Here is a 26507-nt window from a genome sequence, read left to right on the forward strand (position 1 = left end):
GCTAGCACACACCTTCCACAAAGCGGTCGAGCTCAACAAAGCGGGAACCCTTGACCAGTACAACATCATGTTTTTCAAGCGCGCCGCCCATGCGGTCGAGCACCTGCTGATAATCGGAGAACACCTGGATGCGGTCCTCGTCCATGCCCATCATGCGCGCGGCATCGGCCATAAGCTGGGCCAGCTCACCACCCACGCACGCCAGCATGTCGAGCTTCTTGGCGGCGGCATAGGCGCCCACGAGCTCATGCATGCGAGGAGCCTCATCGCCCATCTCGCCCATCTCGCCCAGGATCGCCATGCGAGACCCCGTGCACGAAAGCGAGCACAGTAGATCGAGGCCAGCAGCCATGGATTCGGCACTGGCGTTATAGGAATCGTCGATGACGCGGGCACCGCTCTTGGCGCGCTTGATCTCCTGGCGGTGACCGGTGATCGTGAGGCCCCTAAAGGCAGCACCGATCTGCTCGGGCGTCACACCCAGGCGATAGGCAACCGCGGCGGCCTTAACGGCATTGGGAACGGACTGCACGCCGGGAATGGCAAGCATGGTATCGATCGTCTCACCCTGGCCAAAATCGAGCGTAAAGACCGGACGGCCCTCGTCATCAACACGAATGTCGCGGGCACGGACCTCATCATCGTCCGAGACGCCGGCCAGCATCACGTCGATACCAGCAGGCTGGGCGAACGTATCGCGAATGAACGGCGTAAAGTCGTCCTCGCCGCCCAAAACCAGCAGCGGCAAATAGTCGCCGGCGGCACACATGCCCTGGACGATCTCGGCCTTAGCGCGGGCGATGTTCTCGCGGCTACCCAAAATGCCGATGTGAGAGGTACCAATCTTGCTCACGATGGCAAGATTGGGATTGGCGGACTGGGACAGGCGCTCGATCTCGTGGAAATGGTTCATGCCCATCTCGAGCACCAGGACCTCGGTATCGGCCGGAGCGGAAAGCACCGTGAGCGGCATGCCAATCAGGTTATTGAAATTGCCCTTGGTGGCCCAGACACGATAGCGCTTGGCGAGCACGGCGGCGAGCACGTCCTTGGTCGTCGTCTTGCCGATGGAACCGGTAATGCCAACGACCAGGCAGCCAAGCTCCAGGCGATACGCGTGCGCCAAACGCAGCAGAAACTCCTCGGGATCATCGGTCAGCAAGATGGCACAGCCCTTGTCCTGCGCCAGCGAGACCAGCTCGGCCTCGGGCTCACGCGTCATCACGACGGCGCCGGCACCCGACTGGACGGCACGGGAAGCAAAATCATTGCCGTCGACGTTTTCACCGGGAAAGGCGACGAAAATCGTCCCTTCCTCGACCTGGCGCGAGTCGATAACGCACCCGCGGCATACCCGATCGGCTTCTCCCGTCACGGTTCGGGCCCCTGTTGCGGCCGCGAGGTTGTTGACGGCGATCTCTATCATTGCAGCTCCCCTGTAAACCTAATAATGCTATCGGCGTATTGTATCCCAGCGCCGCACATGCGTGGTGCAGGGCATGTGAACACCCTCATATGGGACAACAAACAACGCCCCAAAGATTGTAACCCCCTACTTCGTGTGCGGGATACCCAGCACGTCGAGCGCGTTGGCCATAATGGACTGGAACGGCACCGCAGCGGCATCTGAGCCGCTCGGCGTTCCGTCGAGCGTGATATAGCACAGCACTTTGGGCGATTGTGCCGGTGCAAAGCCCATAAAGGACGACATGTAGTTCTCCTTGAGGTAGCCGCCGTTCTCGTCGGCACGTTCGGCCGTACCGGTCTTACCCGCTACGTCATAGCCGTCAACCGCGCCGCCAACGCCCGTTCCCTCGGACACGACCGTCTGCATGCACGATGTCACCTGGGATGCGGCGTCCTCCGAAATCGCGCGCTCGCCTTCGCCCCAGTCCTTCTCGTCGCCTTTGCTGGACTTATAGAAGTGCGGTGTCATCATCACGCCGCCGTTGGCGATGCCGCCCACGGCACGTGCGATCTCAATCGGCGAGACAGACAGTGCCTGTCCAAAGCTCATCGAGCCCAGCGTGGCGCCGTCATACTGGTCACGCTCCTTGACGATACCCAGGCTCTCGCCCGGAAAATCTACACCAGAGCTGTGACCGATGCCCCACTTGTCCACATAGGTGGCAAAGTCGTCGGCACCGATCTTGCGCCCCACCAGGACAAAGCCCACGTTGGACGAACGGCGCATCATCTCGCGCACATCCATGGTCATGGCGTAGTCGCGCTTGTCGGCATCGGTGACGGTATCGTCGCCCACCTTGATGCTCGCCGGCACCTCAAACGACGTACTCGATCGCACGACACCCAAGTCGAAGCCGGCGCCCGCCACGAGCGTCTTAAAGACCGAGCCGGGCTCGTAGGCGTCGGTGACCAGGCGCAAGTTCATATCCTCGGTCTTGGCGTTTTCCAGATCGGTCTGGTCGTAAGTCGGATACGAGCAGGCTGCCAAGATCTCGCCTGTCGTAGGATCGGTGACCAGCGCCGAGCCGTTCTTGGCCTTTGTCTTCTCGACAGCCTCTGCCAGGGCATCCTCGGCCGCACGCTGGATATTGACGTCGAGCGTCGTCACGATATCAACGCCGTCGACCGCAGCCACCTTTTTATAGGCACCGCCCGCGATATAGCTGCCGTCCCTCGCGCGCTCGCGTACGAGAGAACCGTTCGTGCCGGTCAGAAGCTTGTTGTATTGCTTTTCGAGACCCGTCAAGCCGTCGTTGTCTACATTCACTACACCCAGCACCTGCGATGCCAGATTGCCGTATGGATATACGCGCTTCATGGCCTGCTCAAAAAGCACGCCGGGCAGGTTCTTCTTCTCCAGCGCCGCAACATCGTCTTCGTCCACCTGGCGCTTGATATACACCCAGGTTCCATCGGACTCAACGAGCTCGCGACAGGTCTTTTTATCGATTCCCGTAGCTTTGACCAGCGCCGATACCGTCTTGTCAACGTCCTCGATAAGCTGAGGATTCACGGCGATGTTGCGGCATTCGACCGACGACGTCAGCACGTTGCCGTTGCGGTCGTAGATGGTACCGCGCTTGGCATACAGCGTCTGTGCAAGCAAGCGACGTGCATCGGCGCGGTCGCGTAACTTATCGGCTTCCACAATTTGATAGTCGGCAAGGCGAAGGACGCCCAAACCCAAGCCAAACCCGATGAAGCCCATGACGGCCTTGCGACGGGGCAGTGGCGTGCCCGTGAGCCATTCGGTCGGCGAGCTCTTGCGCGGTCTGGTGTTATGCATTTGAGGACCATTCGAGCCACGGAGACGCGACGCGGAGTCGTTGCCATAGGACGGCCTCGCGTTGTAAGATGGCCGACCCGTTCCTTGATAACCAGAACGTCCCCGCGATGAGGGACGTCCAGAACCGCGACCCCCGTCGGAGCCGCGGCGATAGTCATTTGTCATACTCAGCTACCGTCTTGTTACTGAGCGGTCGCGGTCGAGCTAGCGCCCGCGGCTGCATCCTGCGAAAAATCAAGTGTAACGCTCTCGCTGGGCTCCACCATGCCATAAGCGCCCGCAAGGTCGCGAATGCGCGTGTCGGCACCATAGACCGAATGCATGACCTCCAGGTCGGAGCTCTCGTCGGTCGCCTTCTCGAGCGTGTTGGTAAGCGCGGCGTTGCTGTTGAGCACCTGGGCCGTAACGCCGGCGAGCGCCACACGGGCGACACCGATCGTCATGAAGATGGCCGCAATGATGCAAAACGTTTTAAGAACGCTCATGAAAACCGGGCTTACCGCCTGGTTTGCCTGACGGCCCGCGCCCGTGTAGACATCAAAGCGCGGCGTGCGCTGCTCGCGGGGAGCAACGGGGGCCTGCGGTGCCTCACGATAGGCGGGCATGGCGTTCATATCATAGGCGAGTGCTGCGTTTGAGGTGTTGTAGCCCATGATATGCCGCCTCCCATCCCGAGTACGTTGGTAGTGTGTTTAAGCTTCGTTTGTGGTACGAGCGGGAGGTCCAATATCGCGCGGTCGCGTCTACAGACGCTGCGCCACGCGGATCTTGGCTGATCTCGCCCGAGGGTTGCGCGCAACCTCATCGGGTTGGGCAACCAGGGGTTTGCGAGTGATGACCTTGAGTATCGGCACGTTGCCGCACACGCACACCGGAATCTCCGGCGGACACGTGCACCCCTGGCTCATCTCCTTAAAGTGGTTCTTTACGATACGGTCCTCGAGCGAGTGATACGAGATGACGCAGATGCGTCCGCCCGGGTTGAGCCACCTTGTGGCGGCGTCAAGCCCTCGCTCGAGCACATCGAGTTCGTGATTGACCTCGATGCGAATGGCCTGGAAACTTTTCTTGGCTGGGTGTCCGCCATGCCGACGAGCGGCAGCGGGGATACCAGCCTTGATGATCTCGACAAACTGACCGGTGGTTTCGATCGGCTCATGCTCGCGGCGGCGCACGATCTCACGTGCGATCTGCGAGGCGAACTTCTCTTCGCCATAGACGCGTAGAATCCGGGCGAGGTCGTGTTCGTTATAGGTGTTGATGACCTCAGCTGCGTTTAAGGTGTTGTTACCCGGATCCATCCGCATGTCCAATGGGGCGTCCTCGTTGTACGAAAAGCCCCTGCCAGGGATATCGAGTTGCGGCGACGAAACGCCCAAGTCGAACAGGAAGCCATCGACCCCGGGCACCTCGGCCGAGCAAAGCAGCTCGTCCAAGTCGCCGAAGTTGCCCTTCAGCAGCTGGTGTGGTACGCCGGGAACCTCGCGGTCCAGACGGGCGCCAGCGGCCTCAAGGGCCATGTCGTCCTGATCGACGCCGAGCAAAAGGCCGGTCTCCCCCACCTGCGCGGCCATCTTTACCGAATGGCCGGCACCGCCAAGAGTGCAGTCGCAGACGACGGAGCCGCTCTTTAGCTGCAGCGACTCAAGCACTTCGCCGAGCATGACAGGTTCATGCCGATATTCTTGTGTCAAGATCCCACGCTCCATCCGTTACTCGTGCCTTGCCCTTACGAGAAGAAGAGGTCCAGCAGGGCCTCGTCGTCATCGTCCTCATCGGCCGTAGCGCGGTCCCAAACCTCAAGGTGGTCGTAGTTGCCCACAACCGTGACCTCGCGGTCGAGGTTCGCCTGCTTGCGGAGAGACTCGGAAAGACCGATACGACCCGCGCTGTCCACATCCATCGACGTGGTGCGCTTGTTGATCGCCCTCATGAGCTTCTGGTCGTTGATGTCACGCGGGTTAAAACCCTCGTGGCCCTCACGACCCGCGAAGAGTCCTTCGACCCACTTATCGAAGGCCTCGGCAGAGAACACGTACAGAGCATCGACATCCAGGGCTTTGAACACGCGAACGTGCTCTCCAAGCTCCTCACGAAGGGGTGCAGGCAGGGATAGACGACCTTTTGCATCGAGATTGCGCTCGTATGCACCCGTCATTCCCATGTGCGCCCTCCCCTCGGTTACTCAGATGGCACGTACGCGGGGAACCACCCCGCCTGTCGACGTCATCAATAATATGGGGAACCGCCCCATTTTTCAACACCTTTCCCCACTCCTTCCCCCACCCCACCCCACCACTCCACCCCCAATATGTTGTAAAACACCCCCGAGCATATGTTCGAAAACACAATATGTTGTGTTTACAGCAAAGGCGGGATGCCACCTGTAGAACCACGCCCGCGAACCTCAACCTTCAAGTTGACCTTGAGGCGATTTTTACGTCCCTTTACACACCGTTCACATCGCCCCCAAACTCCCCCACCCACGGTACACACGGCCCACCAACGCGTCGGTGTCTGGCGAAAAATGGGACGGGCCCCAGATTGCCCATGTGCGCAAAAGTGCGTCTCGGCAATCTGGGGCCCGTCCCCTTTAATATTTATAAATATGCAGGTCAGCGAGGTGCTAGCGATGTGCCAACGGATGCGCCGCCAGATAGACCTCGGTCAGTTGCGTACGATCGACATGCGTGTAGACCTGCGTGGTCGATATATCGGCATGTCCCAAGATCTCCTGTAGCACACGGAGGTCTGCGCCGCCCGCAAGCATATGGGTAGCAAAGGAGTGACGCAGCGTGTGGGGATGGAGTCCCACCAGCCCCACCTGGCGCCCGTAGCGCTCACAGATGGCATGGATGCCCTGGCGCGACAGACGGCGGCCGTTCTTATTTAAAAAGACCGCCGAGGTCTCGGTTCCGCGGGCATGGGCCGCCAAGCGAGAACGCCCCTCAGTTACATAGAGCATCAGAGCTCGCGCCGCGCTTCCCACCAGCGGGGACAGGCGTTCCTTTGAGCCCTTACCGCGAACGAGCACAAAACCATCGTCGATATGGATATCGCCCACATCGAGCCCCACCAACTCGCTCACACGCAAACCGCATCCGTAGAGCACTTCCAAGATGGCATGGTCGCGCAAGCCCATCTCGCCCTCGGGGAAGTCTTGATCGAGCAGCGCCGAGACATCCTCCACCGATAGATACTCCGGTAAGCGCTCAGCCTTTTTAGGCAGGCGCAACGCCGTCGTTGGATTTTGGGCCACAGCCCCATCGCGCACCAAAAAGGCATGCAGGCCCTTTACGACCGCAAGCGCACGCTCCACCGAGGCATCGGAATAGCCCCCATCGCGACGGTCGGCGACAAAGCCCTCCACGACCTGACGAGTCACCTCTTCAAAAGACACAATACCCGCCCGCTCCAGATAGGCGCAGTACGTCGTCAGGTCACGACGATAGGCCGCAATCGTGTTGCGCGCCAAACCCCGCTCGACCGCGAGGTAATCGAGATACTCCCCCGCCGCCACGGCGAGCGACGAGGGAGTAGCTTCGGTATGTTCCTTATTCGACGGCACCCTTAGTCCGTAGCAAGGTTCATGGGCGTCACCTGCAGACGGTCGACACCCTCGTGCTGGCCGATCGAAGCGCGCACGAACTCGCGGAACAGCGGCTGCGGGTTGGTCGGGCGGCTCTTGAACTCGGGATGAGCCTGGGTTGCCACATACCACGGATGCACGTCGCGCGGCAGCTCGACCATCTCGACCAGGCGCTCGTCGGGCGACAGGCCCGAGATAACCAAACCGGCGTCCTCGAGCTGGTCGCGGAAGGCGTTGTTGAACTCAAAGCGATGACGGTGACGCTCGTAGACGAGCTCCTCGCCATATGCCTCGCGAGCGAGGGTATCGGCGGCGAGCTTGCACGGATAGGCGCCCAGGCGCATGGTGCCGCCCTTCTCGGTCACGTCCTCCTGCGAGCTCATCAGATCGATGACACTATACGGGCCATCCGGATCGAACTCGGAGGAGCTGGCGCCGGCAAGGCCGACCACGTTGCGAGCAAATTCGCACACGGCCACCTGCATACCCAGGCAAATGCCCAGATACGGAATCTTGTGCTCGCGGGCAAACTCGGCCGCGAGGATCTTGCCCTCCAGGGCGCGCTTGCCAAAGCCGCCAGGGACCAAGATGCCCGAGGCGTCACCCAGGACCTCGGAGACGTTCTGCTCATCGAGGCTCTCGCCATCGATCAGCTGCACATCAACGTGGCGATCGTAGAACACGCCCGCGTGGTGCAGGGCCTCGATAACCGACAGGTAGGCATCGGGCAGCTGCGTATACTTGCCCACGACGGCGATCTTCACCTTGTCGGCGTGCTGGTTGGCATGGTTCTGCTTGCGCAGGAACTCGTTCCACTCGCTCATGTCGCGCTCACGCGGGTCCAGACCCAGACGCTCGCAAATGCGCAGGTCAAAGTCCTGCTCGGCAAGCAACTGCGGAACATCGTAGATGCTCGCGCAGTCCTCGTTGGTAAAGACACAGTCGGTGTCGACGTCGCAGAAGCTTGCAATCTTGCCGCGGATGGCATCGTCGATATGGTGGTCGGAGCGCAGAACGATAATATCGGGCTGGATACCAAAGCTGCGGAGCTCCTTAACGGAGTGCTGCGTCGGCTTGGTCTTGACCTCGTGGGCGGCGGCGATATAGGGAACGAGCGACACGTGGATGTAGCAGACGTTCTCGGGACCGGCCTCCTTGCGATACTGGCGAATGGCCTCGACAAACGGCTGCGACTCGATGTCGCCGATGGTGCCGCCCAACTCAGTGATGACCACGTCGGAGCCGGTCTGCTCCTCAATACGACGGAACTTATCCTTAATGGCGTTCGTGACGTGCGGAATCACCTGTACGGTGCCGCCCAAAAAGTCACCGCGACGTTCACGGGCGATCAGGCTCTTATAGATGGCACCAGTCGTAAAGTTGGAATCGCGGGTCAGGTTCTCGTCAATAAAGCGCTCGTAGTGACCCAGGTCCAGATCGGACTCGTAGCCGTCCTCGGTCACAAAGACCTCACCATGCTGGAACGGGCTCATGGTACCGGGGTCGACGTTCAGATACGGGTCGGCCTTTTGCATCGTTACCTTGTAGCCGCGCGACTTGAGCAGACGGCCCAGCGAGGCCGCGGTAATACCCTTGCCCAGAGACGAAACCACGCCGCCGGTCACGAACACATGCTTGGTCATATTGAGTTACCTGCGCTTCCCGTAGAAGTTGTCCATACACATCTTACGGGTCTTCATTGTAATACTCGCGACGCGCGCCGCACGCAATTATTCTTACGCGCAATCGCATTTCTCCATCTCGAAACAAAACGCCGTCCGGTTGCCCAGGCGGCGTCGTTTCCACTATGAATGCGCGCTGTTATCGATCGGCGATTTCGTCCTTGATCAAGTCCTGCACGAGCATACCGGCACGGATGCCCTCTAGATACCATTCGCCACGCTCCGTGAGACAAATACCATTTGCGAGCTGGCCGCCGTCGTCGCTGTAGCGCGAGACGACCTCAATGATGTCTTTGGATTCCAAGCGTTCAATTGCCGCGCGGGCGCGATACGGAGACACCCCTACACGCTCGGCAAGCGTCTTGCGCGAAAAGCCATAAAATCCGCCGTTGTCTTCGGACTGCCGTGCGATCTCCATCAGCACCTGCACCTCGACGCGCTTCATATCGTTGACACTCGCACGACCCTTGCCAGCCATGGCAGCCTCCTCAAACCGAGCACGGGCATCACCTGCACCGTGCGCGACCGGCACACCCCATGATGGCCGGCAACATCCATCATGCGGCATCCCCGCAAAAGGATGAAACAATTAGGGTTATTGTATACCGCCCAAATTGCTTATAGGCAGGTAAGCGGGCTATTTTTAGGTTAAACGGTAGCTTTGTTGATAAAAGGGGCACACCGAATGCATACCCGATGCGCCCCTTTCAGACCAATTTATCCAGGCTTAGCGGTGGAAGAAACCACGGCGCTCGAACTTGGGCTCGCAGCACACGTTGATGCCCAGCTTGCGCAACACCGTCTCGTCCGTCGGCGAGATGATCACGCTAAAGAAGGCATCGCAGCCGCGCAGCTGCTCCAGGCCCGAAAGGACGCGGGCCGCCGTCTCGCTCGTTGCCGAGGTGATCGAGAGCGCCATAAGCGTCTCGTCGGTGTGCAGGCGCGGGTTCTTGCTACCCAGGAAATGCGTCTTGAGCTTGCTGATAGGCTCAATCGCCTCATCACTAATGACCTCGAGCTCAAGGTCAACGCCCGAGACATGCTTAAGTGCATTCATGATGAGCGAGCTCGCGGCGCCCAGGCGCGTGGAAGTCTTGCCGGTCACCACGGAGCCATCGGGCATGACCATGGCGCCTACGGGGCCACCCGTCAGCTGCTCCCTGGTAAGGGCGGCCGAGCGTGCCGGCGAGTAATTCTTGTCGATACCAGCCTTCTTCATAATGATCTTGAGACGGTCGACTTGCTCATCGCCCACGCCGGTACGGCGCACATTTTCAACCGCGGTAAAGTAGCGGCGGACGATCTCCATCTTGGAAGCGTCGCGGCAGGCATCGTCATCGGTGATGGCAAAGCCGACCATATTGACGCCCATGTCCGTGGGGCTCTGGTAGGGGCTCTTGCCCAGGATCTTTTCCATCAGGGCACGGACCACCGGGAAGGCCTCGACGTCGCGGTTGTAGTTGACCGTAGTCTTGTTATAGGCCTCCAAGTGGAAGGAGTCGATGATATTCGCATCGTCAAGGTCGGCCGTGGCGGCCTCATAGGCGATGTTGACCGGATGCGTGAGGGGAAGGTTCCAGACCGGGAAAGTCTCGAACTTGGCGTAGCCGGCGGCGGTGCCGTGCTTGTGCTCGTGATAGAGCTGAGACAGGCAGGTGGCGAGCTTACCTGAACCAGGACCCGGCGCGGTGACCACGACGAGCGGACGAGTGGTCTCGACAAACTCATTCTTGCCGTAGCCATCGTCGGACACGATCAGATCGACATCGTGCGGATACCCCTCGATGGGATAGTGCAGCTTGGCGGGAATACCGAGCGCGTTCAGGCGGTTGCGGAACACATCGGCAGCAGGCTGGCCGGCGTACTGGGTGATGACCACAGCCGCGACAGCAAAGCCGTTGCCGCGGAACAGGTCAACCAGGCGCAGCACATCCTCGTCATAGGTAATGCCGAGGTCACCACGAGCCTTGTTTTTCTCGATGTGGTTTGCGTTGATCGCGATGATAACCTCGACATCGTCGGCGATGCTCTTGAGCATGCGGAACTTGCTGTCCGGTTCAAAACCCGGCAGCACGCGGCTCGCATGATAGTCATCGAACAGCTTACCGCCAAACTCCAAATAGAGCTTGCCACCAAACTGCGAGATGCGCTCCTTAATGTGAGCAGCCTGCAGCTCGATATACTTCGCGTTGTCGAAACCCTGGCGCATATATGGCTCCCGTCCCGTTTCCATTTAATGTTCTAGGCGATTATAACGGAGCAGACCCTCCCCAACGCCCAAGCAATCAACTGGCACCAACCAAACACGCCATCGATAAGTTGCGGTGAAATAGTTCCCGTTTAACCCCTCAAGACGGCCAAACAGGAACTATTCCACCGCAACTTCCCCTTTTTGGTTCAAACAAACCTGGCCTTTGTATCAATAATGGAAACGTCGCAGGTTGAGCATAAGCCAGCGAAAGCCCACCAGAGTAGGCAAAGCGCCCTCTGCACCAACAATGGAAAGCGCCGCAGGCAGAGGACGGACAGCGAGCGCCGTCCAGAACGTACAAGTTGGCATGAAAAAGGCGAGGCATAGACCTTTTGGTCATGCCTTGCCTTTTGAATGACAAATTGTCGTTCTGGACGGCGCGTAGCGTCGACCGGTTCCGCGGTTTGGTAAAACCGCGGAACAAAAAGTCGCCCCCTCCCGCGCACGGAACGGAAGGGGGCTAAAGGTAGGAGTCTACCGGTGGGTTTACCCCACCGGACAGACGATGACCAGGTGATCCTCTACAGGATCGTCAAGGTTTCCGTGGGGTACCCGTTGGGTACTTAGATCAACACGCAGGCGACGGTCAGGATGATGGCGCAGACGACGGAGAGCGCGACGATGAGCTTAAGGGCAAACTTGAGCCAGGTCGTCCACTCGATCTTGGCCAGGGCGAGACCGCCCATGATGGCGCCGGAGGTCGGGGTGAAAAGGTTCACGACACCGATGGCGGCGGAGAAGATCATGACCATGACCTCAGGCGAGAAGCCGAGCTTAACAGCCAACGGTCCCATGATGGGCATGGAGACGGTGGCCATACCGGAGGTCGAGGGGATCAGGAAGGACAGGCCGAAGTAGACCAGGAAGCTCATGGGAGCGAAGATCACGCCGGACAGGCCAGCCAGGGCATTGGCGGCAGCGTCGAGGACGAAGACATCGAGGCCGGTGTTAGCCATGAGGACGGAGATACCACGGGCGAGGGCGATAACGAGAACAACGGACATCATGTCGGCAGCGCCGGTGATAAAGGTGTTAACGATCTGCTTCTCGGACAGGCCACCGATGATACCGATCAGGACGGCCATGAGGAAGAACCAGGTGGAAGCCTCGTCGAAGTACCACTGGCCAATGGGCAGGCCGGTGATCAGGGCAGACCAGCCCTGGACGACGGCGTTACCGTCGGCGTCGTAGACAGCGCCAGCGTCGAAGAAGTTAGCGACGCCCTCGTTGAGGTCGGCCAGCGGAATGAAGCCGACGATCATGACGACGAAGGTGAAGGCGAAGGCAATCAGAACACCCTTCTGACGACCGGTGAGCTTGACCTCCTTGTGGACCTCGGAAGCAGCCTTGCCGTGAGCCTCTTCGGCGTCCTTGAGCTCCTGCATCGACAGGATGGTGGAACCCTTGTCAGCCTTGACCTTCTTGGCATAGTTCATCACGAAGAAGATGGACATAGCGGTAGTGACAATCCACAGGACGGCACCGAGGCCGATGATGATGGACTGGTTGACCTCAATGCCAACGCCGGTCAGAGCGTCGACGGCAGCGCCGACGGCGAACGGGTTAACCGTGGAGCCCAGGCAGCCGCAGCCAGCGCCGAGCAGGACGGTAGCGGCACCGACCATGGGGTCGAAGCCAGCGGCCATCATGGTAGCGGCGAGCAGGGCGTAGAAGGGAACGGTCTCCTCGCACATACCATAGGTGGTACCACCGAGGGAGAAGATGAGCATCAGCACGGGAATGAGCATAATCTCGTTGCCCTTAAGCTTCTGCACCAGAACGGCGATGCCGTTGTCCAGGGCGCCGGTCTCGGTCATCATACCGAGGAAGCCGCCCAGGATCATAACGAAGAGGCAGACGGGCAGAGCGTCAGCGAAGCCCTTAATCGGGGCGGTACAGAAATCGCTCAGACGGGCGGCAGTAACCGCGCCGCCGGACGTGCCGGAGACGATAACGGTAATCACTGCGACAATTGCCAGCAGAGCAAGAAGAATGGTGAACGATGAAGGCATACCGCGCTTTTTCTTAGCGGTCTCAGTCATAGTTCTCATCCCCCCTTCATAAATCATTTACTGATCTCGCCAGAAGCGGCTCTTCCGTGCCGTGCCTGCCGCTTGATGCGAGATTATTACCAGATAAAACTGCTCGGGGTGTGCAGCAAGACACCCCGAGCGAGATGCTAGATGCTCTTACTTGAGCGTGGCGTACATGACAGCCTTGATGGTGTGCATGCGGTTCTCGGCCTCGTCGAAGACCTTGGAAGCGGGGCTCTCGAAGACCTCGTCGGTGACCTCCTGCTCGGTGATGCCGAACTGCTCGCACTTCTCTGCGCCAATCGTGGTGTTGGTGTCGTGGAAGCTGGGCAGGCAGTGCAGGAAGATGGCACCCGGGTTGGCCATAGCCATGACCTCGGAGGTAACACGATACGGGGTAAGCTGAGCGATGCGCTCGGCCCAGACCTCGTCGGGCTCGCCCATGGAGACCCACACGTCGGTGTAGATAACGTCGGCACCGGTGACGCCGTCCTTGACGTCGGTGGTCAGCTTGATGGTGCAGCCGTTGGCCTCGGCGATGGGCTTGCAGGCCTCGATGACGTCGTCGGCGGGCATGCACTCCTCGGGGCCGCAGGCCACGAAGTTCATACCGAGCTTGGAGCAGACGACCATGAGGGAGCGAGCAACGTTGTTCTTGCAGTCGCCCATGAAGACAAGAGTCTTGCCCTTGATGTCGTAGTTGAAGTTCTCCTGGACGGTCAGGATGTCGGCGAGCATCTGGGTGGGATGCCACTCGGTGGTCAGGCCGTTCCAGACAGGCACGCCGGACTTAGCAGCGAGCTCCTCGACGTCGTCCTGGGCAAAGCCACGGAACTCGATGCCGTCATACATGCGGCCGAGAACGCGGGCGGTGTCCTCGATGGATTCCTTCTTGCCCATCTGCGACGAACCGGGATCGAGGTAGGTAACGCCCATGCCCAGGTCCATGCCGCCGACCTCGAAGGCGCAGCGGGTACGAGTGGAGGTCTTCTGGAAGAGCAGGACGATGTTCTTGCCCTCGAGATAGCGGTGCGGAACGCCAGCGCGCTTCATATCCTTGAAGTTCTTGGAGAGCTTGAGCAGGTACTCGATCTCCTCGGTGGTGAGGTCGAGAAGCTTGAGGAAGCTACGGCCGGAGAGGTTAACACCCATGGTTCGATTCCTTTCGAAGAAATGAATTACGTAAGTATTAGTGTTGCCCGTTTAACGGGCGAAGCCGGTGCGGTTGTAGGGGGACCGCACCGGAAACGGAAAGACTTAGAGGTCCTCGCGCCAGAAGGGCATGCTCATGCAGCGCGGGCCGCCGCGGCCGCGGGAGAGCTCGGCGGAGGGCACGACGAGAAGGTCCAGGCCCTCCTTGTACAGCACGTCGTTGGTGACGGTGTTGCGGGCGTAGACGCAGATCTTGCCGGGCTCGACGCACAGGGTGTTGGAGCCGTCGTTCCACTGCTCGCGGGAGGCCGCGATCGGGTCGCCGCCGCCGCAGGGGATCAGCTTGACCTGGTCGACGCCGGTGGCGTCCTCCAAGACGTGCTCGAGGGTGTCCTCGATCAGGCGGATGTTCACGTCGCCCGGGTTCTTGCCGGCGGTCAGCTCGTAGACGCGCAGGGTGCCCATGATGGCGGGGTGGATCGTGAACTTATCGACGTCGATCTGGGTGAAGACCGTGTCGAGGTGCATGAAGGCGCGCGAGACCGGGATGTCGAAGGCCAGGATGCGCTCGACCTTGGAGTCGGAGTTCCAGAAGATGTTCTGGGCCATGACGTCGATAGCGGCGGCCTGGGTGCGCTGGGAGATGCCGACGGCGAGGGTCTTCTCGTTGATGTTCAGCACGTCGCCGCCCTCGGTGTGGAACTGGCAGTCGCGGCGGAAGTACAGCGAGACGTCCTTGTAGTCGGGGTGGTACTTGAAGACGTACTTGCCGTACAGGGTCTCGCGGTTGCGGGTGACCGAGTACATGCGGTTGAGGTTGACGCCCTCGCCGACGACCGCGAACGGGTCGCGGGTGAAGTAGAGGTTGGGCATCGGGTCGATGATCAGGTCGGACTCGGACTCGGAGTTGACCAGGGAGTCGAGGGTCGTGGACGCCGTGAGGGGCATGTCGATCTCGGACTTGGTCATGCCGGCCATGGTCTTCTTGACGAACTCGAGGTTGTCCTCGATGGAGTCCAGCTTCTCGCGGACGATCTGCGGCATGTGCTGGCCGCGGATGCCGGCCTCGGCGATGTACTGGTCGGTGAACTCGGCGCGGGCGCCGGGGACCTGGTCGAACACCTCGGCGACGAGGTTCTCGAGATAGAGGACCTCCACGCCCTGGTCCCTCAGGATCTGGGCGAAGGTGTCGTGCTCCTGCTGCGCGACCTCCAGGAACGGGACGTCGTCGAACAGGAGTCGCTCGAGCTCGTCGGGCGGCAGGTTGAGGAGCTCGTCGCCGGGACGGTGCAGGCAGACCTTCCTGAGCTTGCCGATCTCGGAAGGCACGTGCAGACCTTTCGTCATGGCCTCCTACCTTTCTTTCGGGCCCCTGTCAGGGCCGATTCGTTAGCGCCCCTCCGTGTGAGGCGTTATTGCTGACGACATATTTATATCCAAAATCAGTCCATACTTCCACCTCGCCCCCGAACGGTTTTATATGGGGGGGTGAACGGCATACACATATACTTCACGCATGGCACACTTTGATTTAATAAAGTGTATTTACGTGCTTAAACGCCTTTTTAACCGATAAATCAATTGAAACTAATCTTTGTTAAACCACCCTCAAATTGCATATTTCGCGCAATGATATGAATAGAATTCGCAATTCTCGCTGTATCTCAACCATTTTGATTTTTATTCAGAAAGAAGTTCGTCCTATTCATTTTTGGCAAACAGATTACCGTTTACCAGAAGTTGGATACCGTTCACCGGAAGCTCAGTATAAGGCTGGTCGAATACCTGATCGATCTTGCGTCTCCATTTGTAACAACTTGACTTCTCGGTATAGAAAAACGGACCCGATCCCCTAGGGAAACAGGTCCGTTTTCGATTATTGCCGGCCAATTTGAATACGGCCTTCGAAGGGAATCGTGATCCTAGCGATCGAACTCCGCCAGCGCCTCGCCCAAAAGCCTCAGGCCCTCGCGCAGAACGTCCTCGCTCGCGCAGTAGCCCAGGCGTGCGCCACAGGGAAGCTCAAAGCGGCTGCCAGGTACCAGCAGCACTCCCCTCTCGGACAGCAGGCGCTTGCAGAACCCCTCGTCATCCTCGGGAATGTCCAGCTGGATAAACGAGGTGGACACACCCTGCGGGGCCGTCCAGGAGACACGATGCTGCGTGTCGATCCAAGCCTGCGCGATATCGCGGTTTCCAAACACGATCTTGCGGTTGCGCTCGAGGATCTTGTCCTTGTGCTCGAGCACATAGGTCGCCAGGGCGTCGTTGAACACGCCGCCGCAAATCATGGTGTAGTCGCGGTAAGTGCGAATGCGGTTAGATACCTCTTCGTCTGCCACAACCCAGCCCACGCGGGCCGCAGGCGTCGAATAGGTCTTGGACACCGAGTTGGTGACGATGGCCTTCTCGTACACATCGGCCATCGACAAAAAGTCCTCGGTGTTCTCAAGCGGCAGGTACACCTCGTCGCACAGCACATAGGCGCCAACCGAGCGGGCAATCTCGGCGATCTGGCCGAGCGTATCGGCATCGAGCACCGTACCGATAGGGTTCGATGCGTTATTGATGCAAATGAGCTTGGTGTTGGGGCGAACGAGGCGCTTGAGCTGTTCGATATCGGGTTTCCATCCGAGCTCCTCGCAAAGCTCCCAATACTCAACCTCGGCGCCGAGTGTACGCGGGATCTCATAGAGCGGCGCATAGGTGGGCCACTCGGCAATCACATGGTCGCCGGGCTCGACCACGGCCATGATGGCGTTGAGGTTGGCACCCGTGCAGCCATTGGTCTGCAGAATATGATCGGGATTGACCTCGCGACGATACAGCTTGGCAACCTCGGCCTTAAACTCCGGCGAACCCTCAATCCAGCCGTAGTTCATTTTCTCGCGGTCCAGGCGCTCGTAGAACGTGGCACCATCTTGGTCGTCGAGCGCGCGCAGCTCGCCCATGGTAAGCGAGGAGATTGTCGACTGGGCGATATCCCACGTAGCGCTCTTCTCCCAAACGTTAAGCCATTCCTCAACGCCGATTGTCTTGATATCCATGGCCAAGCTCCTTACAAAAGCAGTCATCCAATCGTGTTGACGTTCCTCATACAAGAATGGGGCGGTGCGAAAGATTCGCACCGCCCCAATGGGAGACATCTAATGGCAGTTAGACGTTTGTTTTAAGACCTATACGGGTCTTTGAAAACCTTAGAGGTCCTCGCGCCAGAAGGGCATGCTCATGCAGCGCGGGCCGCCGCGGCCGCGGGAGAGCTCGGCGGAGGGCACGACGAGAAGGTCCAGGCCCTCCTTGTACAGCACGTCGTTGGTGACGGTGTTGCGGGCGTAGACGCAGATCTTGCCGGGCTCGACGCACAGGGTGTTGGAGCCGTCGTTCCACTGCTCGCGGGAGGCCGCGATCGGGTCGCCGCCGCCGCAGGGGATCAGCTTGACCTGGTCGACGCCGGTGGCGTCCTCCAAGACGTGCTCGAGGGTGTCCTCGATCAGGCGGATGTTCACGTCGCCCGGGTTCTTGCCGGCGGTCAGCTCGTAGACGCGCAGGGTGCCCATGATGGCGGGGTGGATCGTGAACTTATCGACGTCGATCTGGGTGAAGACCGTGTCGAGGTGCATGAAGGCGCGCGAGACCGGGATGTCGAAGGCCAGGATGCGCTCGACCTTGGAGTCGGAGTTCCAGAAGATGTTCTGGGCCATGACGTCGATAGCGGCGGCCTGGGTGCGCTGGGAGATGCCGACGGCGAGGGTCTTCTCGTTGATGTTCAGCACGTCGCCGCCCTCGGTGTGGAACTGGCAGTCGCGGCGGAAGTACAGCGAGACGTCCTTGTAGTCGGGGTGGTACTTGAAGACGTACTTGCCGTACAGGGTCTCGCGGTTGCGGGTGACCGAGTACATGCGGTTGAGGTTGACGCCCTCGCCGACGACCGCGAACGGGTCGCGGGTGAAGTAGAGGTTGGGCATCGGGTCGATGATCAGGTCGGACTCGGACTCGGAGTTGACCAGGGAGTCGAGGGTCGTGGACGCCGTGAGGGGCATGTCGATCTCGGACTTGGTCATGCCGGCCATGGTCTTCTTGACGAACTCGAGGTTGTCCTCGATGGAGTCCAGCTTCTCGCGGACGATCTGCGGCATGTGCTGGCCGCGGATGCCGGCCTCGGCGATGTACTGGTCGGTGAACTCGGCGCGGGCGCCGGGGACCTGGTCGAACACCTCGGCGACGAGGTTCTCGAGATAGAGGACCTCCACGCCCTGGTCCCTCAGGATCTGGGCGAAGGTGTCGTGCTCCTGCTGCGCGACCTCCAGGAACGGGACGTCGTCGAACAGGAGTCGCTCGAGCTCGTCGGGCGGCAGGTTGAGGAGCTCGTCGCCGGGACGGTGCAGGCAGACCTTCCTGAGCTTGCCGATCTCGGAAGGCACGTGCAGACCTTTCGTCATGGCCTCCTACCTTTCTTTCGGGCCTTACTGGCCGAATGTATCAGCGCCCCTCCGTATGGGACGCTGCTTGCTGACAGCTCTAGTTATATCCAAAAACCACCCGCAATTCCACCTCGCCCCCGAACGGTCAGCAAAGTGCGATGAACGGTATATCGCATATGATTCCCCCATGATGCACTTCAGTTTTCTAAAGCAGGTTTTCAAAGGTAAACGTTCTTTTTTCTAAGGAATTAATCCAGATTGCACAAATATTTTCATGTTTAAGAATTGCATAGCTAAAACGGTTTTCTGCATATATATGTCGTTTGTCCACGATTCGATTTGGATTCGATTATATTCAGCTTGCAATCATTCTTATTCATACATTCTCACCAGTTGAGTATGGATATAGATTGTTTTCAAAACGAGTCAGGCAGTTAGTTGCATGCTTGACAGCGTAAGAAGTAGGTAAAGATACCGTTCGCACAATACGTCCGTGCCGCAAGTCGACTAAATTGAGACAATAGTGAATAGTGTTAGGCTACCGTCCCCTGCGGGGACTGAACGGACAGATGCATATGCCGAGCAAAATCGAAAAGAAGCAAAAGGCCGCTAAGCTGCGCAAGCCGCCGCGCGACTTCTCGTACACGCAAAATCGAGAGCTCAGCTGGCTGCGCTTTGACAACCGCGTGCTCGACGAGGCTTTTGATGAGTCCGTGCCGCTGTTCGAGCGCCTTAAGTTCGTCTCGATCTTCGAGTCCAACCTCGATGAGTTCCTTATGGTGCGCGTGGGTGGCCTGTCCGACCTTGCCGAGCTCAAAAAGCAGCCTGTCGACAACAAGAGCAATATGACCGCCTCCGAACAGGTCGATGCTGTCATGGCCGAAATGCCCGAGCTCCTTACCCGTTGGGAGTCCATCTTTAAGAACATCGAGGGCAAGCTCGACACCTTGGGCGTTCACCGCGCGCGTGTCGATTCGCTTACGCCCGAGGAGCGCACCTTTGTAACCCGCTACTTCCAGGCCTACGTGTCGCCGGTCATCTCACCGCTGGTGATCGACCCGCGCCACCCCTTCCCCAACCTGCGCAACGGCGCACTCTACCTGGCCTGCGGCCTGGACGGCGTCACCGACGAGGAAAGTCTGCTGGGCCTGATCGAGATTCCCGCCTCGATGAACCGCGTGGTCGAGATCCCCTCGCCCACCGGCACCTACTCCTACATCTTGCTCGAGGATGTTATCCTCGCCTGCCTGGATAGCTGCTTTGGCTCCTATAAGCCGCTCGACCGCGCGCTCATCCGCGTCACCCGCAACGCCGACATCGATCCGGACGGCGAGGGCGTCGAGGAGGAAGAGGATTACCGCCAGCACATGAAGCGCATCCTCAAGAAGCGCCTGCGCCTGCAGCCGGTAGTGCTCGCCGTCTCGGGCTCGCTCGAAAAGCCAACGCTCAAGACTATCCGCAAGGCGCTCGAGCTCTCGCGTCGCTCGGTCTTTACCTGCGACATCCCGCTCAACCTGGGCTATGTCTTTAGCATCGAGGGCAAGATTCCCGAGCATCTGCGCAACGAGCTGCTCTTTACGCCGTTTAAGCCGCAGCCCAACCCCACCATCGATATGACCCGCTCCATCCGCGAGCAGGTACTTCAGCACGACAAGCTGCTCTTTTATCCCTATGAGGCCATGAACCCCTTCCTGGATCTGGTGCACGAGGCCGCCTACGACCCCGAGTGCATCTCACTGCGCATCACGCTCTACCGCGTGGCTAAGCAGAGCCGTCTGTGCGAGTCGCTCATCGATGCCGCCGAAAACGGCAAAGAGGTCACGGTGCTCATGGAGCTCCGCGCCCGCTTCGACGAGCAGAACAACATCGAGTGGGCCGAGCGTCTGGAAGAGGCAGGCTGCACCGTCATCTACGGCTCCGAGGGCTTTAAGTGCCACTCCAAGATCTGCCAGCTCACTTATCGCGAGGGCATGGCGCTTACACGCCTGACGTTGTTGGGCACCGGCAACTTTAACGAGAAGACGGCCAAGCTCTACAGCGACTTTATGCTCATGACCGCCCATCCCGGCATCGGCGAGGACGCCAACTTGTTCTTCCGCAACCTGTCGCTGGGCAACCTGCGCGGCGATTACCGCTTCCTGGGCGTGGCGCCGGTCGGCCTGAAGCCGCTCATCATGCGCGGCCTGGATCGCGAGATCCAGCGCGCCCTCGCTGGCGAGCCCGCCCGCGTGTTCTTTAAGCTCAACTCGCTCACCGACCGCGAAGTCATCGACAAGATCGCCGAGGCGTCGTGCGCAGGAGTACGCGTGGACATGATCATCCGCGGCATCTCGTGCCTCAAGCCGGGCGTTCCGGGCAAGACCGAGAACGTGCATGTCCGTTCTATCGTCGGACGCTTTTTGGAGCATGCGCGCGTTTACGCCTTTGGCGTGGACTCGGACATGATCTATCTGAGCTCGGCCGACATGATGACGCGCAACACCGAGCACCGCGTGGAGATCGCCTTCCCCGTGCTCGACCCCACCTGCCGCGCACTGGTGCACGAGTACATGGGCATGCAGCTGCGCGACAACGTGAAGGCCCGCAGCCTCACGAGCGACGGCACCTGGGTCCCCGTGGAGCGCGCAGAGGGTGAGAAACCCTTCAACTCGCAGGAAGCCCTACTGGAGCGTGCCTATCGCAACGCCGAGGCCGCCGCGCAGCAGCGCGCACAGGAGAAGGAACGTGTGGCCGAAGAAGCTATTCAGGCCGAGGTTGAACATGGGGCAGTTGCCAAACCGGAAGCGATTGCCGCTCCCCCGGTGAATGAGCCCGAGGCTGCCGCAGAGCCCGCCGTGGAGAAAGCGCCCAAGGTTCAGAAGGTCCAGGCGACCGTCATTGAGCCCGAGCCTGCACCTGCACCTCAGCCCGAGCCGCAGGTCACCAAGCCCGCACCCGAGACAAGCGCCCGTCGCGATAAGCCCGCCGGTAAGACCAAGGCCATCGAGCGCCATCGCCCCGGCCGCGTGCGCATGGGCCTGGGCCTGATCGGTCTGGGTCTTAAGACGCTCATTACCGGCAAGACGAAATAGTCGTTTGTAGAAGCAGTTTGTAGAAGCGCCCCGCATTTGAGGAAAGCCTCGGATGCGGGGCGCTTTTCCCTGCTACCATGGTGCGAACAACAACGCGAATGACAGGCAGGGATATGAAGCTCACTATAGAATCGATGACCTACGGCGCCGACGGTCTGGCGCACGCCGACAACGGCAAGGCCGTCTTTGTGCAGGGCGCCGTGGCAGGCGACACCGTCGAGGCCGAGGTCGTACAGGACGGCAAGTCGTTCATGCGCGCCCGCACCACCGAGATTCTGGAGCCAAGCCCCGATCGCATTCAGCCCCCCTGCCCCTTCGTGGGCATCTGCGGCGGCTGCTCGTGGGGCAATCTCTTACGCACGGCACAGCTCGCCGCCAAGGAGCAAAACCTGCGCTCCACGCTCGAGCGCATCGGCAAGTTCGCTCCTGAGCAGGTCGATGAGCTGGTACAGCCCATCCGCCACACCAAGGACGACTGGGGCTACCGCAACAAGATCGAGCTGGAGCCCACCGTCGTCAACGGTCGCGTGCGCCTTGGCATGCACGGTGTCGACCCCAGCAAAATCGTGACCGTCGATGCGTGCCCGCTGTTCGATAAGCGTTTTCCCAAGGCGCTCAAATCGGTCGTCGGCGCACTCAACTATCTAAGCGGCAGCCATGACTTGGGGCTCGAACGCGTGGGCATTCGCGCATCGCGCCGCACCAAGGCACTCGAGGTCGCACTCTGGACGCCCACAGGCTCTTTTCCGCGCTCGCAGGTCTCCCGCGTGCTGGCGGACGCCGCTCATCCCACGAGCATCGTTCGTGTGATGAGCAAGGGCGAAAAGAAAGCCCGCCGTGTCTCCAAAGTCGAGATGCTCGCCGGCGAGGGCTCGTGGACCGAGAATATCGCCGAAGGCCAGATGCGCTTATCTGCCCCGTCGTTTTTCCAGGTCAATACCAAGGGTGCCGAGATTTTAATCGAGCTCGTTATGGACGCCCTCGACCCGCAGGAAGACGAGCTGGCCGTGGACCTGTACTGCGGTGCCGGCACCTTTACCCTGCCGCTCGCCCGCCGCTGCGATTTTGTCGCCGCCGTCGAAGCCTATGGCCCGGCCGTGCGCGATCTACGCCGTAACCTGGAGATCAACAAGCTCGATAACGTCGACGTCATCGGCGGCGACGCGGTGCGCGAGTTCCCCGATCAGGACGCCGACGTCCTGGTAGTCGACCCGCCGCGTGCGGGCCTCGCCCCCGAGGCCATAGACCTCATCGCGAGCACGAGTGCCCGCGATGTCGCCTACGTGAGCTGCGACCCGGCAACTCTGGCCCGCGACCTCAAGCGCTTTGTCGAGGAGGGCACCTTCTCCCCCGTCAAGATCACGCCGGTCGACCTATTCCCGCAAACCTTCCACTGCGAAACGGTCGTCCACCTCAAGCGCAACTAACCGCATGATGAGAACGGGCTCGCGTGCGTAACTGCACGCGAGCCCGCTTTATTCGGTCGATGCAACGCTGGCAAAAGTCATCGCTGCGCTCACGGGCAGCCAGAACAACAACGGCAGCAGGTAGCGCATCGACTCGGTCGTATACGACGTCGGCGAGATCCAAAGAACAAGGTTTGCCGCAACGAGCGGCGCCATCAGATAGAGTTTCTGGGGCGCACGACGTTTTATCTCCAGCAGTAGAAACGCCATACCCCAGGTCGACCAAAGCGCCTTAGCGCCGACAAGCATGCCGACCGGCGTCGACTGAAACCATGCGACGAGCGACTCGACACTGCGGCCCAAGGTCGCATCGGACCAACTCAATCCCAGGTCCCGCGAGCGGGGAAACACATGGCTCACGTTGTGCCCATCGACGGGAGTCACATAGGGCGACAAGGCCTCGCTTCCCGCCGCCGGCATGGCATACCAGCCAACCTGCACACCCAGATACGCTTCGAGATAGCAAAGCGGATGCTGCAGGAACCCCGCCGCCCACGCACCAAGATAGGCTAGAAAATCGAGCTCGTCGGCCTTACCAAACGTGGGGTCTTTAACGGAGTCGGTTAAAAACCACGTGTAGTTGTTCTTCCCGTCCTCGCCGATGGCGCGCTCGATCTCCTGGCGCTGCCATTTCGGGACCTCTTCCCCGTGGTCACGCATCAGCAACGCGGACTGCTGAAACATGAGACCGTAGACCTCCTGCTTGCCACCCGGCTCGCACCCCAAAGCGGGAAGCACGGCCCTGAGCATAAGGACCGTCATAAACAGAGAAGCGCCGACCGCCATTGCCGCAACGACAACTCGCCCGCGCCGACCCGTTACCTTGAAGAACACGACAACCAGGACAATCAGCACAAGAATCAGGCCGGTCTTACGCGTCAGCGAAACCAGAAGCAGAAGCGCAACGTATACAGCAAGGTAACCGGGCGCCCTCAGGAGTCGCCCCCTTGAGCGCATAACCTCAATGGAGGCAACCGAGAACAGCAGGAAAAACGGCAGGAAGGTGGCGTCCTTTGCCATGGCCGAGGCATAAATGGGAAGGTGCCAATATAGGCACAAAAACGCCAGCAGTGTCAGGCAAACGCCACGTCCGCCGCCCATGTGGCATACCAAAACAAGGCAGCACGCCAGGGCACACGCCGTCAGAAACGCCTGTACCAGGCAGAAGGCGTACACCCCAGCATCAGCGCTTCCCAGCGCACGGCCCAGGTCGGTAAACCATCCGTACAGATAGGTATCGAGTATCGGATGATGGTCGGTGATAACGCCGTCCGACAAGGCATTGGGTAAGCCGTTGTACTGCAAAAGCTGCTGGCGGGTATCCCACCAGATCACGCCCGGGAACAGTAGAACCAGCAACGGAGACCAGCAGGCGTAGATGATTGCGCCCAGTTTTACGATACCACCGAATTCGTACGTCTGTGGGATGCCAGAGAACGCTATGTCGCACAAGTTGTCAAACCATCTAGCATGGACTTGCCGAGGAACGCCGACAGTACTTTTGCGTCCCACTAGAAACCGATCGATCAGATAGTCGCCGAGCATAAACGCTGCGCAGAAAAAGGCCATGTGCCCCAAGACATGGACCAAGTTGATAGGGTTACAAGAGAATCCCACGGTATCGCGAAACATATCCGCGATGGTCGCGAGCACCGCCAAGGTACCCACGACCATCAGCATGTCGCGATTCTGTTTTAATCGCTCCACCGGCATGCGCTTAGTGCTTTACCGGTGCGCCGCAATGTGGGCAGAACCGTGTACCAGGAACGAGGGGACCACCGCACGAACCGCAGAATCGCGGAGCTTCCAAAGGCATGGGCGCCTGCTGCAGCTGGGCCTGAGTCTGCTGTCCGACGAAATTCTGCGGAACCGTCTGCTGAGGCGCAGCGGAGATAGTGCCATTCGCGGTTGCCGCATACCCCTTAGAGTGTTTGCGCATGCGAATAACAACGAAGCCGCCAACGCCCGCCGCAAGAAGAATCGCAACTACAACGACAATGATAATTGGGTTGACCGAGGATGAGTCGCCATCGCGCTGGGCTGCAGGAGACAGCAGGCCTCCCGAGGCACCGATCTCGTAAATATCAATTGATACGCTACCGTCACCAAGATCTTGCGCAACGTAAACCTTTGAATTATCTTGCGGGAAATACGCTCCGAACCCAGATACGCCATAATCGCTTTTTAAGGATATTTGAGAGGACGATCCAGTCTTGGTATCAACCAGATAGAGCAAACCGGATCCATTCTCATCTGCGGCGTATACTAAAGCAAATGCTCCGTCACTTGACAAAGACGAAATGCACGTTATGTCAGAATAATTCTTCACGCTAAATGCGGATTTCCATTTTGTTTTACCCGTAACGGAATCTACAACCGAAAGAGAACACTCGCTGACGCGCTCCGAGCTCGAAGAGCCTCCCCCGTCAAGCTGGCTGGACAGCATGCCCATCAACGATCCATCTGCGTTGCATGTGCGCTCATACCATTTTGAGTGCTCCAACATTTCTTTTCGCTCATTGGTGACTGTAACTTCGCCTTTATTCGAAGCAAATACGCCGCTTGAAAACAAGGTTCGACCCGCCATCACACGCATTGGAGATTCGATTGATGATGATAGTTCGAGGGCCCGAATGCTTATCTCATTAACAATGGTTTCAGCATCCAAGATAATTGTTGTCAGCTTACCGTCAGTTACATTATTCACATAACCATATTTACCGTCTAAAGACGTCCATGCCGAACAGGAGGTATAGGTCGACCATTCGCCCTTGTCCTCGAAAAACGGAGCCGAATAGACTGAGAGAACCTTTCCCGTCTTGCGGTCAAGCTTACTGAATCTAACAGACACGCCATCAGTAGAGGTTAAGAAAAAAGTGTTTCCGTCATCAGACAAGCCAAGCTGCCAAAGCTCATTTTCAACAGCGGAAGGATCTACGGGAGTAGACTCCAATTCGCCTTTATCCCCTAACGGATAGCCAATGATTTCCGATTGCTCTGGATCGTACGAATAAAAGAAGTCCTCTTTATTGGAGAAACAATAAGCTCCTTTGTAGTTACCGCTTCCGCAAACATAGTCATCAATAAAGGTTGAGGCTTGTATTTGTGATCCATCATCCGCATTCACCACTAGCAGCTGGGTACCATCCCCAGAGTGGCCCTGCTTTAGAATCAGGTATTTTCCCGACAAAGACCTGTCAAACAATTCGCCCGACACTACGAAACTGTCCTTCAGTTCGGGCGTGGGGACGTCGGCAGCATAGGCGTCCAGCGGCGCGACAATAAGGCTAGCGGCCAGCGTCAGGCCAGCTATTAGAACACCCCCCATTTCATTTTTCTTGTTCTTGGCATGGTTGCCCCTTTCAGTCGAGAGGTAAATATGACCTGAGGCTACGGTAAGCCCGAAAAATCGGAATGTGTTGCGCAACAATTCCCAGCGCGCAAAGAAGTCGGTAACGCCTGATAAAAATGGGACGGGGATTAAATAACCATCGAAATTCGAATGATTATTTAAGGCTCTGTTAGACCAGGATTGACATACATGTGTCCCCACGGTGCCATATCGTTGACCCCGTAGACCGCGATGATG

Annotated in this window: 18 protein-coding genes; 2 read left to right on the forward strand and 16 right to left on the reverse strand. The window is 59.1% G+C overall.

Translation table 11 applies throughout. The annotated features are described in order from the left end of the window. Position 1: 1 nt before the first annotated feature. The 14 genes from AB5202_RS01960 to arcA (AB5202_RS02025) all read right to left on the reverse strand — a co-directional run bounded on the left by AB5202_RS01960 (position 2) and on the right by arcA (AB5202_RS02025) (position 18399). A complete protein-coding gene (locus AB5202_RS01960) occupies positions 2–1426 on the reverse strand; it encodes a UDP-N-acetylmuramoyl-tripeptide--D-alanyl-D-alanine ligase (RefSeq protein ID WP_368143521.1) in 1425 nt (474 codons plus the stop codon). A 126-nt stretch (positions 1427–1552) separates the two neighbouring features. Further along, positions 1553–3253, reverse strand: a complete 1701-nt coding sequence (locus AB5202_RS01965; RefSeq protein ID WP_368143522.1) for a peptidoglycan D,D-transpeptidase FtsI family protein — start codon at positions 3251–3253, stop codon at positions 1553–1555. A gap of 182 nt (positions 3254–3435) precedes the next feature. Beyond that, complete coding sequence (locus AB5202_RS01970) at positions 3436–3906, reverse strand: hypothetical protein (RefSeq protein ID WP_195919276.1); 471 nt, start codon at positions 3904–3906, stop codon at positions 3436–3438. 90 nt (positions 3907–3996) lie between these two features. Further along, positions 3997–4962, reverse strand: coding sequence for a 16S rRNA (cytosine(1402)-N(4))-methyltransferase RsmH (gene rsmH / locus AB5202_RS01975; RefSeq protein ID WP_117636014.1), 966 nt, complete (start codon positions 4960–4962; stop codon positions 3997–3999). Between the two features lie 20 nt (positions 4963–4982). Next, entirely contained in the window at positions 4983–5417 is a 435-nt protein-coding gene (locus tag AB5202_RS01980; protein ID WP_035137949.1) for a division/cell wall cluster transcriptional repressor MraZ, read from the reverse strand. Between the two features lie 462 nt (positions 5418–5879). Beyond that, positions 5880–6821, reverse strand: coding sequence for a site-specific tyrosine recombinase XerD (gene xerD, locus AB5202_RS01985; RefSeq protein WP_195544184.1), 942 nt, complete (start codon positions 6819–6821; stop codon positions 5880–5882). A 2-nt stretch (positions 6822–6823) separates the two neighbouring features. Further along, entirely contained in the window at positions 6824–8485 is a 1662-nt protein-coding gene (gene pyrG, locus AB5202_RS01990) for a CTP synthase (RefSeq protein WP_368143524.1), read from the reverse strand. A gap of 178 nt (positions 8486–8663) precedes the next feature. Beyond that, positions 8664–9002: a helix-turn-helix domain-containing protein gene (locus AB5202_RS01995; RefSeq protein ID WP_368143525.1), complete on the reverse strand. Its 339-nt coding sequence runs from the start codon at positions 9000–9002 to the stop codon at positions 8664–8666. Between the two features lie 249 nt (positions 9003–9251). Next, a complete protein-coding gene (locus tag AB5202_RS02000; protein WP_006234276.1) occupies positions 9252–10733 on the reverse strand; it encodes a DUF1846 domain-containing protein in 1482 nt (493 codons plus the stop codon). Between the two features lie 605 nt (positions 10734–11338). Continuing rightward, positions 11339–12826, reverse strand: coding sequence for a YfcC family protein (locus AB5202_RS02005; protein WP_333494017.1), 1488 nt, complete (start codon positions 12824–12826; stop codon positions 11339–11341). Positions 12827–12964: 138 nt separating this feature from the next. Continuing rightward, a complete protein-coding gene (gene argF, locus AB5202_RS02010) occupies positions 12965–13960 on the reverse strand; it encodes an ornithine carbamoyltransferase (protein WP_006234279.1) in 996 nt (331 codons plus the stop codon). 105 nt (positions 13961–14065) lie between these two features. Beyond that, on the reverse strand, positions 14066–15307 hold the full coding sequence (arcA, locus tag AB5202_RS02015) for an arginine deiminase (protein WP_006234281.1): 1242 nt from the start codon (positions 15305–15307) through the stop codon (positions 14066–14068). 575 nt (positions 15308–15882) lie between these two features. Next, a complete protein-coding gene (locus AB5202_RS02020; RefSeq protein ID WP_368143526.1) occupies positions 15883–17007 on the reverse strand; it encodes an aminotransferase in 1125 nt (374 codons plus the stop codon). A gap of 150 nt (positions 17008–17157) precedes the next feature. After that, on the reverse strand, positions 17158–18399 hold the full coding sequence (arcA, locus tag AB5202_RS02025) for an arginine deiminase (protein ID WP_006234281.1): 1242 nt from the start codon (positions 18397–18399) through the stop codon (positions 17158–17160). 557 nt (positions 18400–18956) lie between these two features. On the opposite strand from arcA (AB5202_RS02025), the gene ppk1 reads away from it, so the two are divergent. Continuing rightward, positions 18957–21452 (forward strand): polyphosphate kinase 1, encoded by a 2496-nt coding sequence (gene ppk1, locus AB5202_RS02030; RefSeq protein WP_368143527.1) that lies wholly within the window; start codon positions 18957–18959, stop codon positions 21450–21452. Between the two features lie 98 nt (positions 21453–21550). Next, positions 21551–22879 carry a 23S rRNA (uracil(1939)-C(5))-methyltransferase RlmD gene (gene rlmD / locus AB5202_RS02035; protein WP_368143528.1) on the forward strand — a complete coding sequence of 443 codons (1329 nt, stop codon included), beginning with the start codon at positions 21551–21553 and terminating at the stop codon, positions 22877–22879. A gap of 48 nt (positions 22880–22927) precedes the next feature. Here the strand turns inward: rlmD and AB5202_RS02040 are convergent, their stop codons facing one another. Both AB5202_RS02040 and AB5202_RS02045 read right to left on the reverse strand, forming a co-directional pair. Further along, complete coding sequence (locus AB5202_RS02040; protein WP_368147467.1) at positions 22928–24631, reverse strand: DUF6020 family protein; 1704 nt, start codon at positions 24629–24631, stop codon at positions 22928–22930. Between the two features lie 4 nt (positions 24632–24635). Continuing rightward, the coding region (locus tag AB5202_RS02045) for a zinc ribbon domain-containing protein (protein ID WP_368143530.1) at positions 24636–26507 on the reverse strand (1872 nt) is incomplete at its 5' end.

Origin of the sequence: Collinsella aerofaciens (genome assembly GCF_040915545.1) — a bacterium.
Taxonomy (GTDB): domain Bacteria; phylum Actinomycetota; class Coriobacteriia; order Coriobacteriales; family Coriobacteriaceae; genus Collinsella; species Collinsella aerofaciens_BE.

What these genes read in the sequence shown, in the direction of transcription:
- AB5202_RS01960 (WP_368143521.1), bottom strand. Translation starts at nt 1,426, where the DNA reads ATGATAGAGATCGCCGTCAACAACCTCGCGGCCGCAACAGGGGCCCGA.
- AB5202_RS01965 (WP_368143522.1), bottom strand. Translation starts at nt 3,253, where the DNA reads ATGCATAACACCAGACCGCGCAAGAGCTCGCCGACCGAATGGCTCACG.
- AB5202_RS01970 (WP_195919276.1), bottom strand. Translation starts at nt 3,906, where the DNA reads ATGGGCTACAACACCTCAAACGCAGCACTCGCCTATGATATGAACGCC.
- rsmH (WP_117636014.1), bottom strand. Translation starts at nt 4,962, where the DNA reads ATGGAGCGTGGGATCTTGACACAAGAATATCGGCATGAACCTGTCATG.
- AB5202_RS01980 (WP_035137949.1), bottom strand. Translation starts at nt 5,417, where the DNA reads ATGGGAATGACGGGTGCATACGAGCGCAATCTCGATGCAAAAGGTCGT.
- pyrG (WP_368143524.1), bottom strand. Translation starts at nt 8,485, where the DNA reads ATGACCAAGCATGTGTTCGTGACCGGCGGCGTGGTTTCGTCTCTGGGC.
- AB5202_RS01995 (WP_368143525.1), bottom strand. Translation starts at nt 9,002, where the DNA reads ATGGCTGGCAAGGGTCGTGCGAGTGTCAACGATATGAAGCGCGTCGAG.
- AB5202_RS02000 (WP_006234276.1), bottom strand. Translation starts at nt 10,733, where the DNA reads ATGCGCCAGGGTTTCGACAACGCGAAGTATATCGAGCTGCAGGCTGCT.
- AB5202_RS02005 (WP_333494017.1), bottom strand. Translation starts at nt 12,826, where the DNA reads ATGAGAACTATGACTGAGACCGCTAAGAAAAAGCGCGGTATGCCTTCA.
- argF (WP_006234279.1), bottom strand. Translation starts at nt 13,960, where the DNA reads ATGGGTGTTAACCTCTCCGGCCGTAGCTTCCTCAAGCTTCTCGACCTC.
- arcA (WP_006234281.1), bottom strand. Translation starts at nt 15,307, where the DNA reads ATGACGAAAGGTCTGCACGTGCCTTCCGAGATCGGCAAGCTCAGGAAG.
- AB5202_RS02020 (WP_368143526.1), bottom strand. Translation starts at nt 17,007, where the DNA reads ATGGATATCAAGACAATCGGCGTTGAGGAATGGCTTAACGTTTGGGAG.
- arcA (WP_006234281.1), bottom strand. Translation starts at nt 18,399, where the DNA reads ATGACGAAAGGTCTGCACGTGCCTTCCGAGATCGGCAAGCTCAGGAAG.
- ppk1 (WP_368143527.1), top strand. Translation starts at nt 18,957, where the DNA reads ATGCCGAGCAAAATCGAAAAGAAGCAAAAGGCCGCTAAGCTGCGCAAG.
- rlmD (WP_368143528.1), top strand. Translation starts at nt 21,551, where the DNA reads ATGACAGGCAGGGATATGAAGCTCACTATAGAATCGATGACCTACGGC.
- AB5202_RS02040 (WP_368147467.1), bottom strand. Translation starts at nt 24,631, where the DNA reads ATGCCGGTGGAGCGATTAAAACAGAATCGCGACATGCTGATGGTCGTG.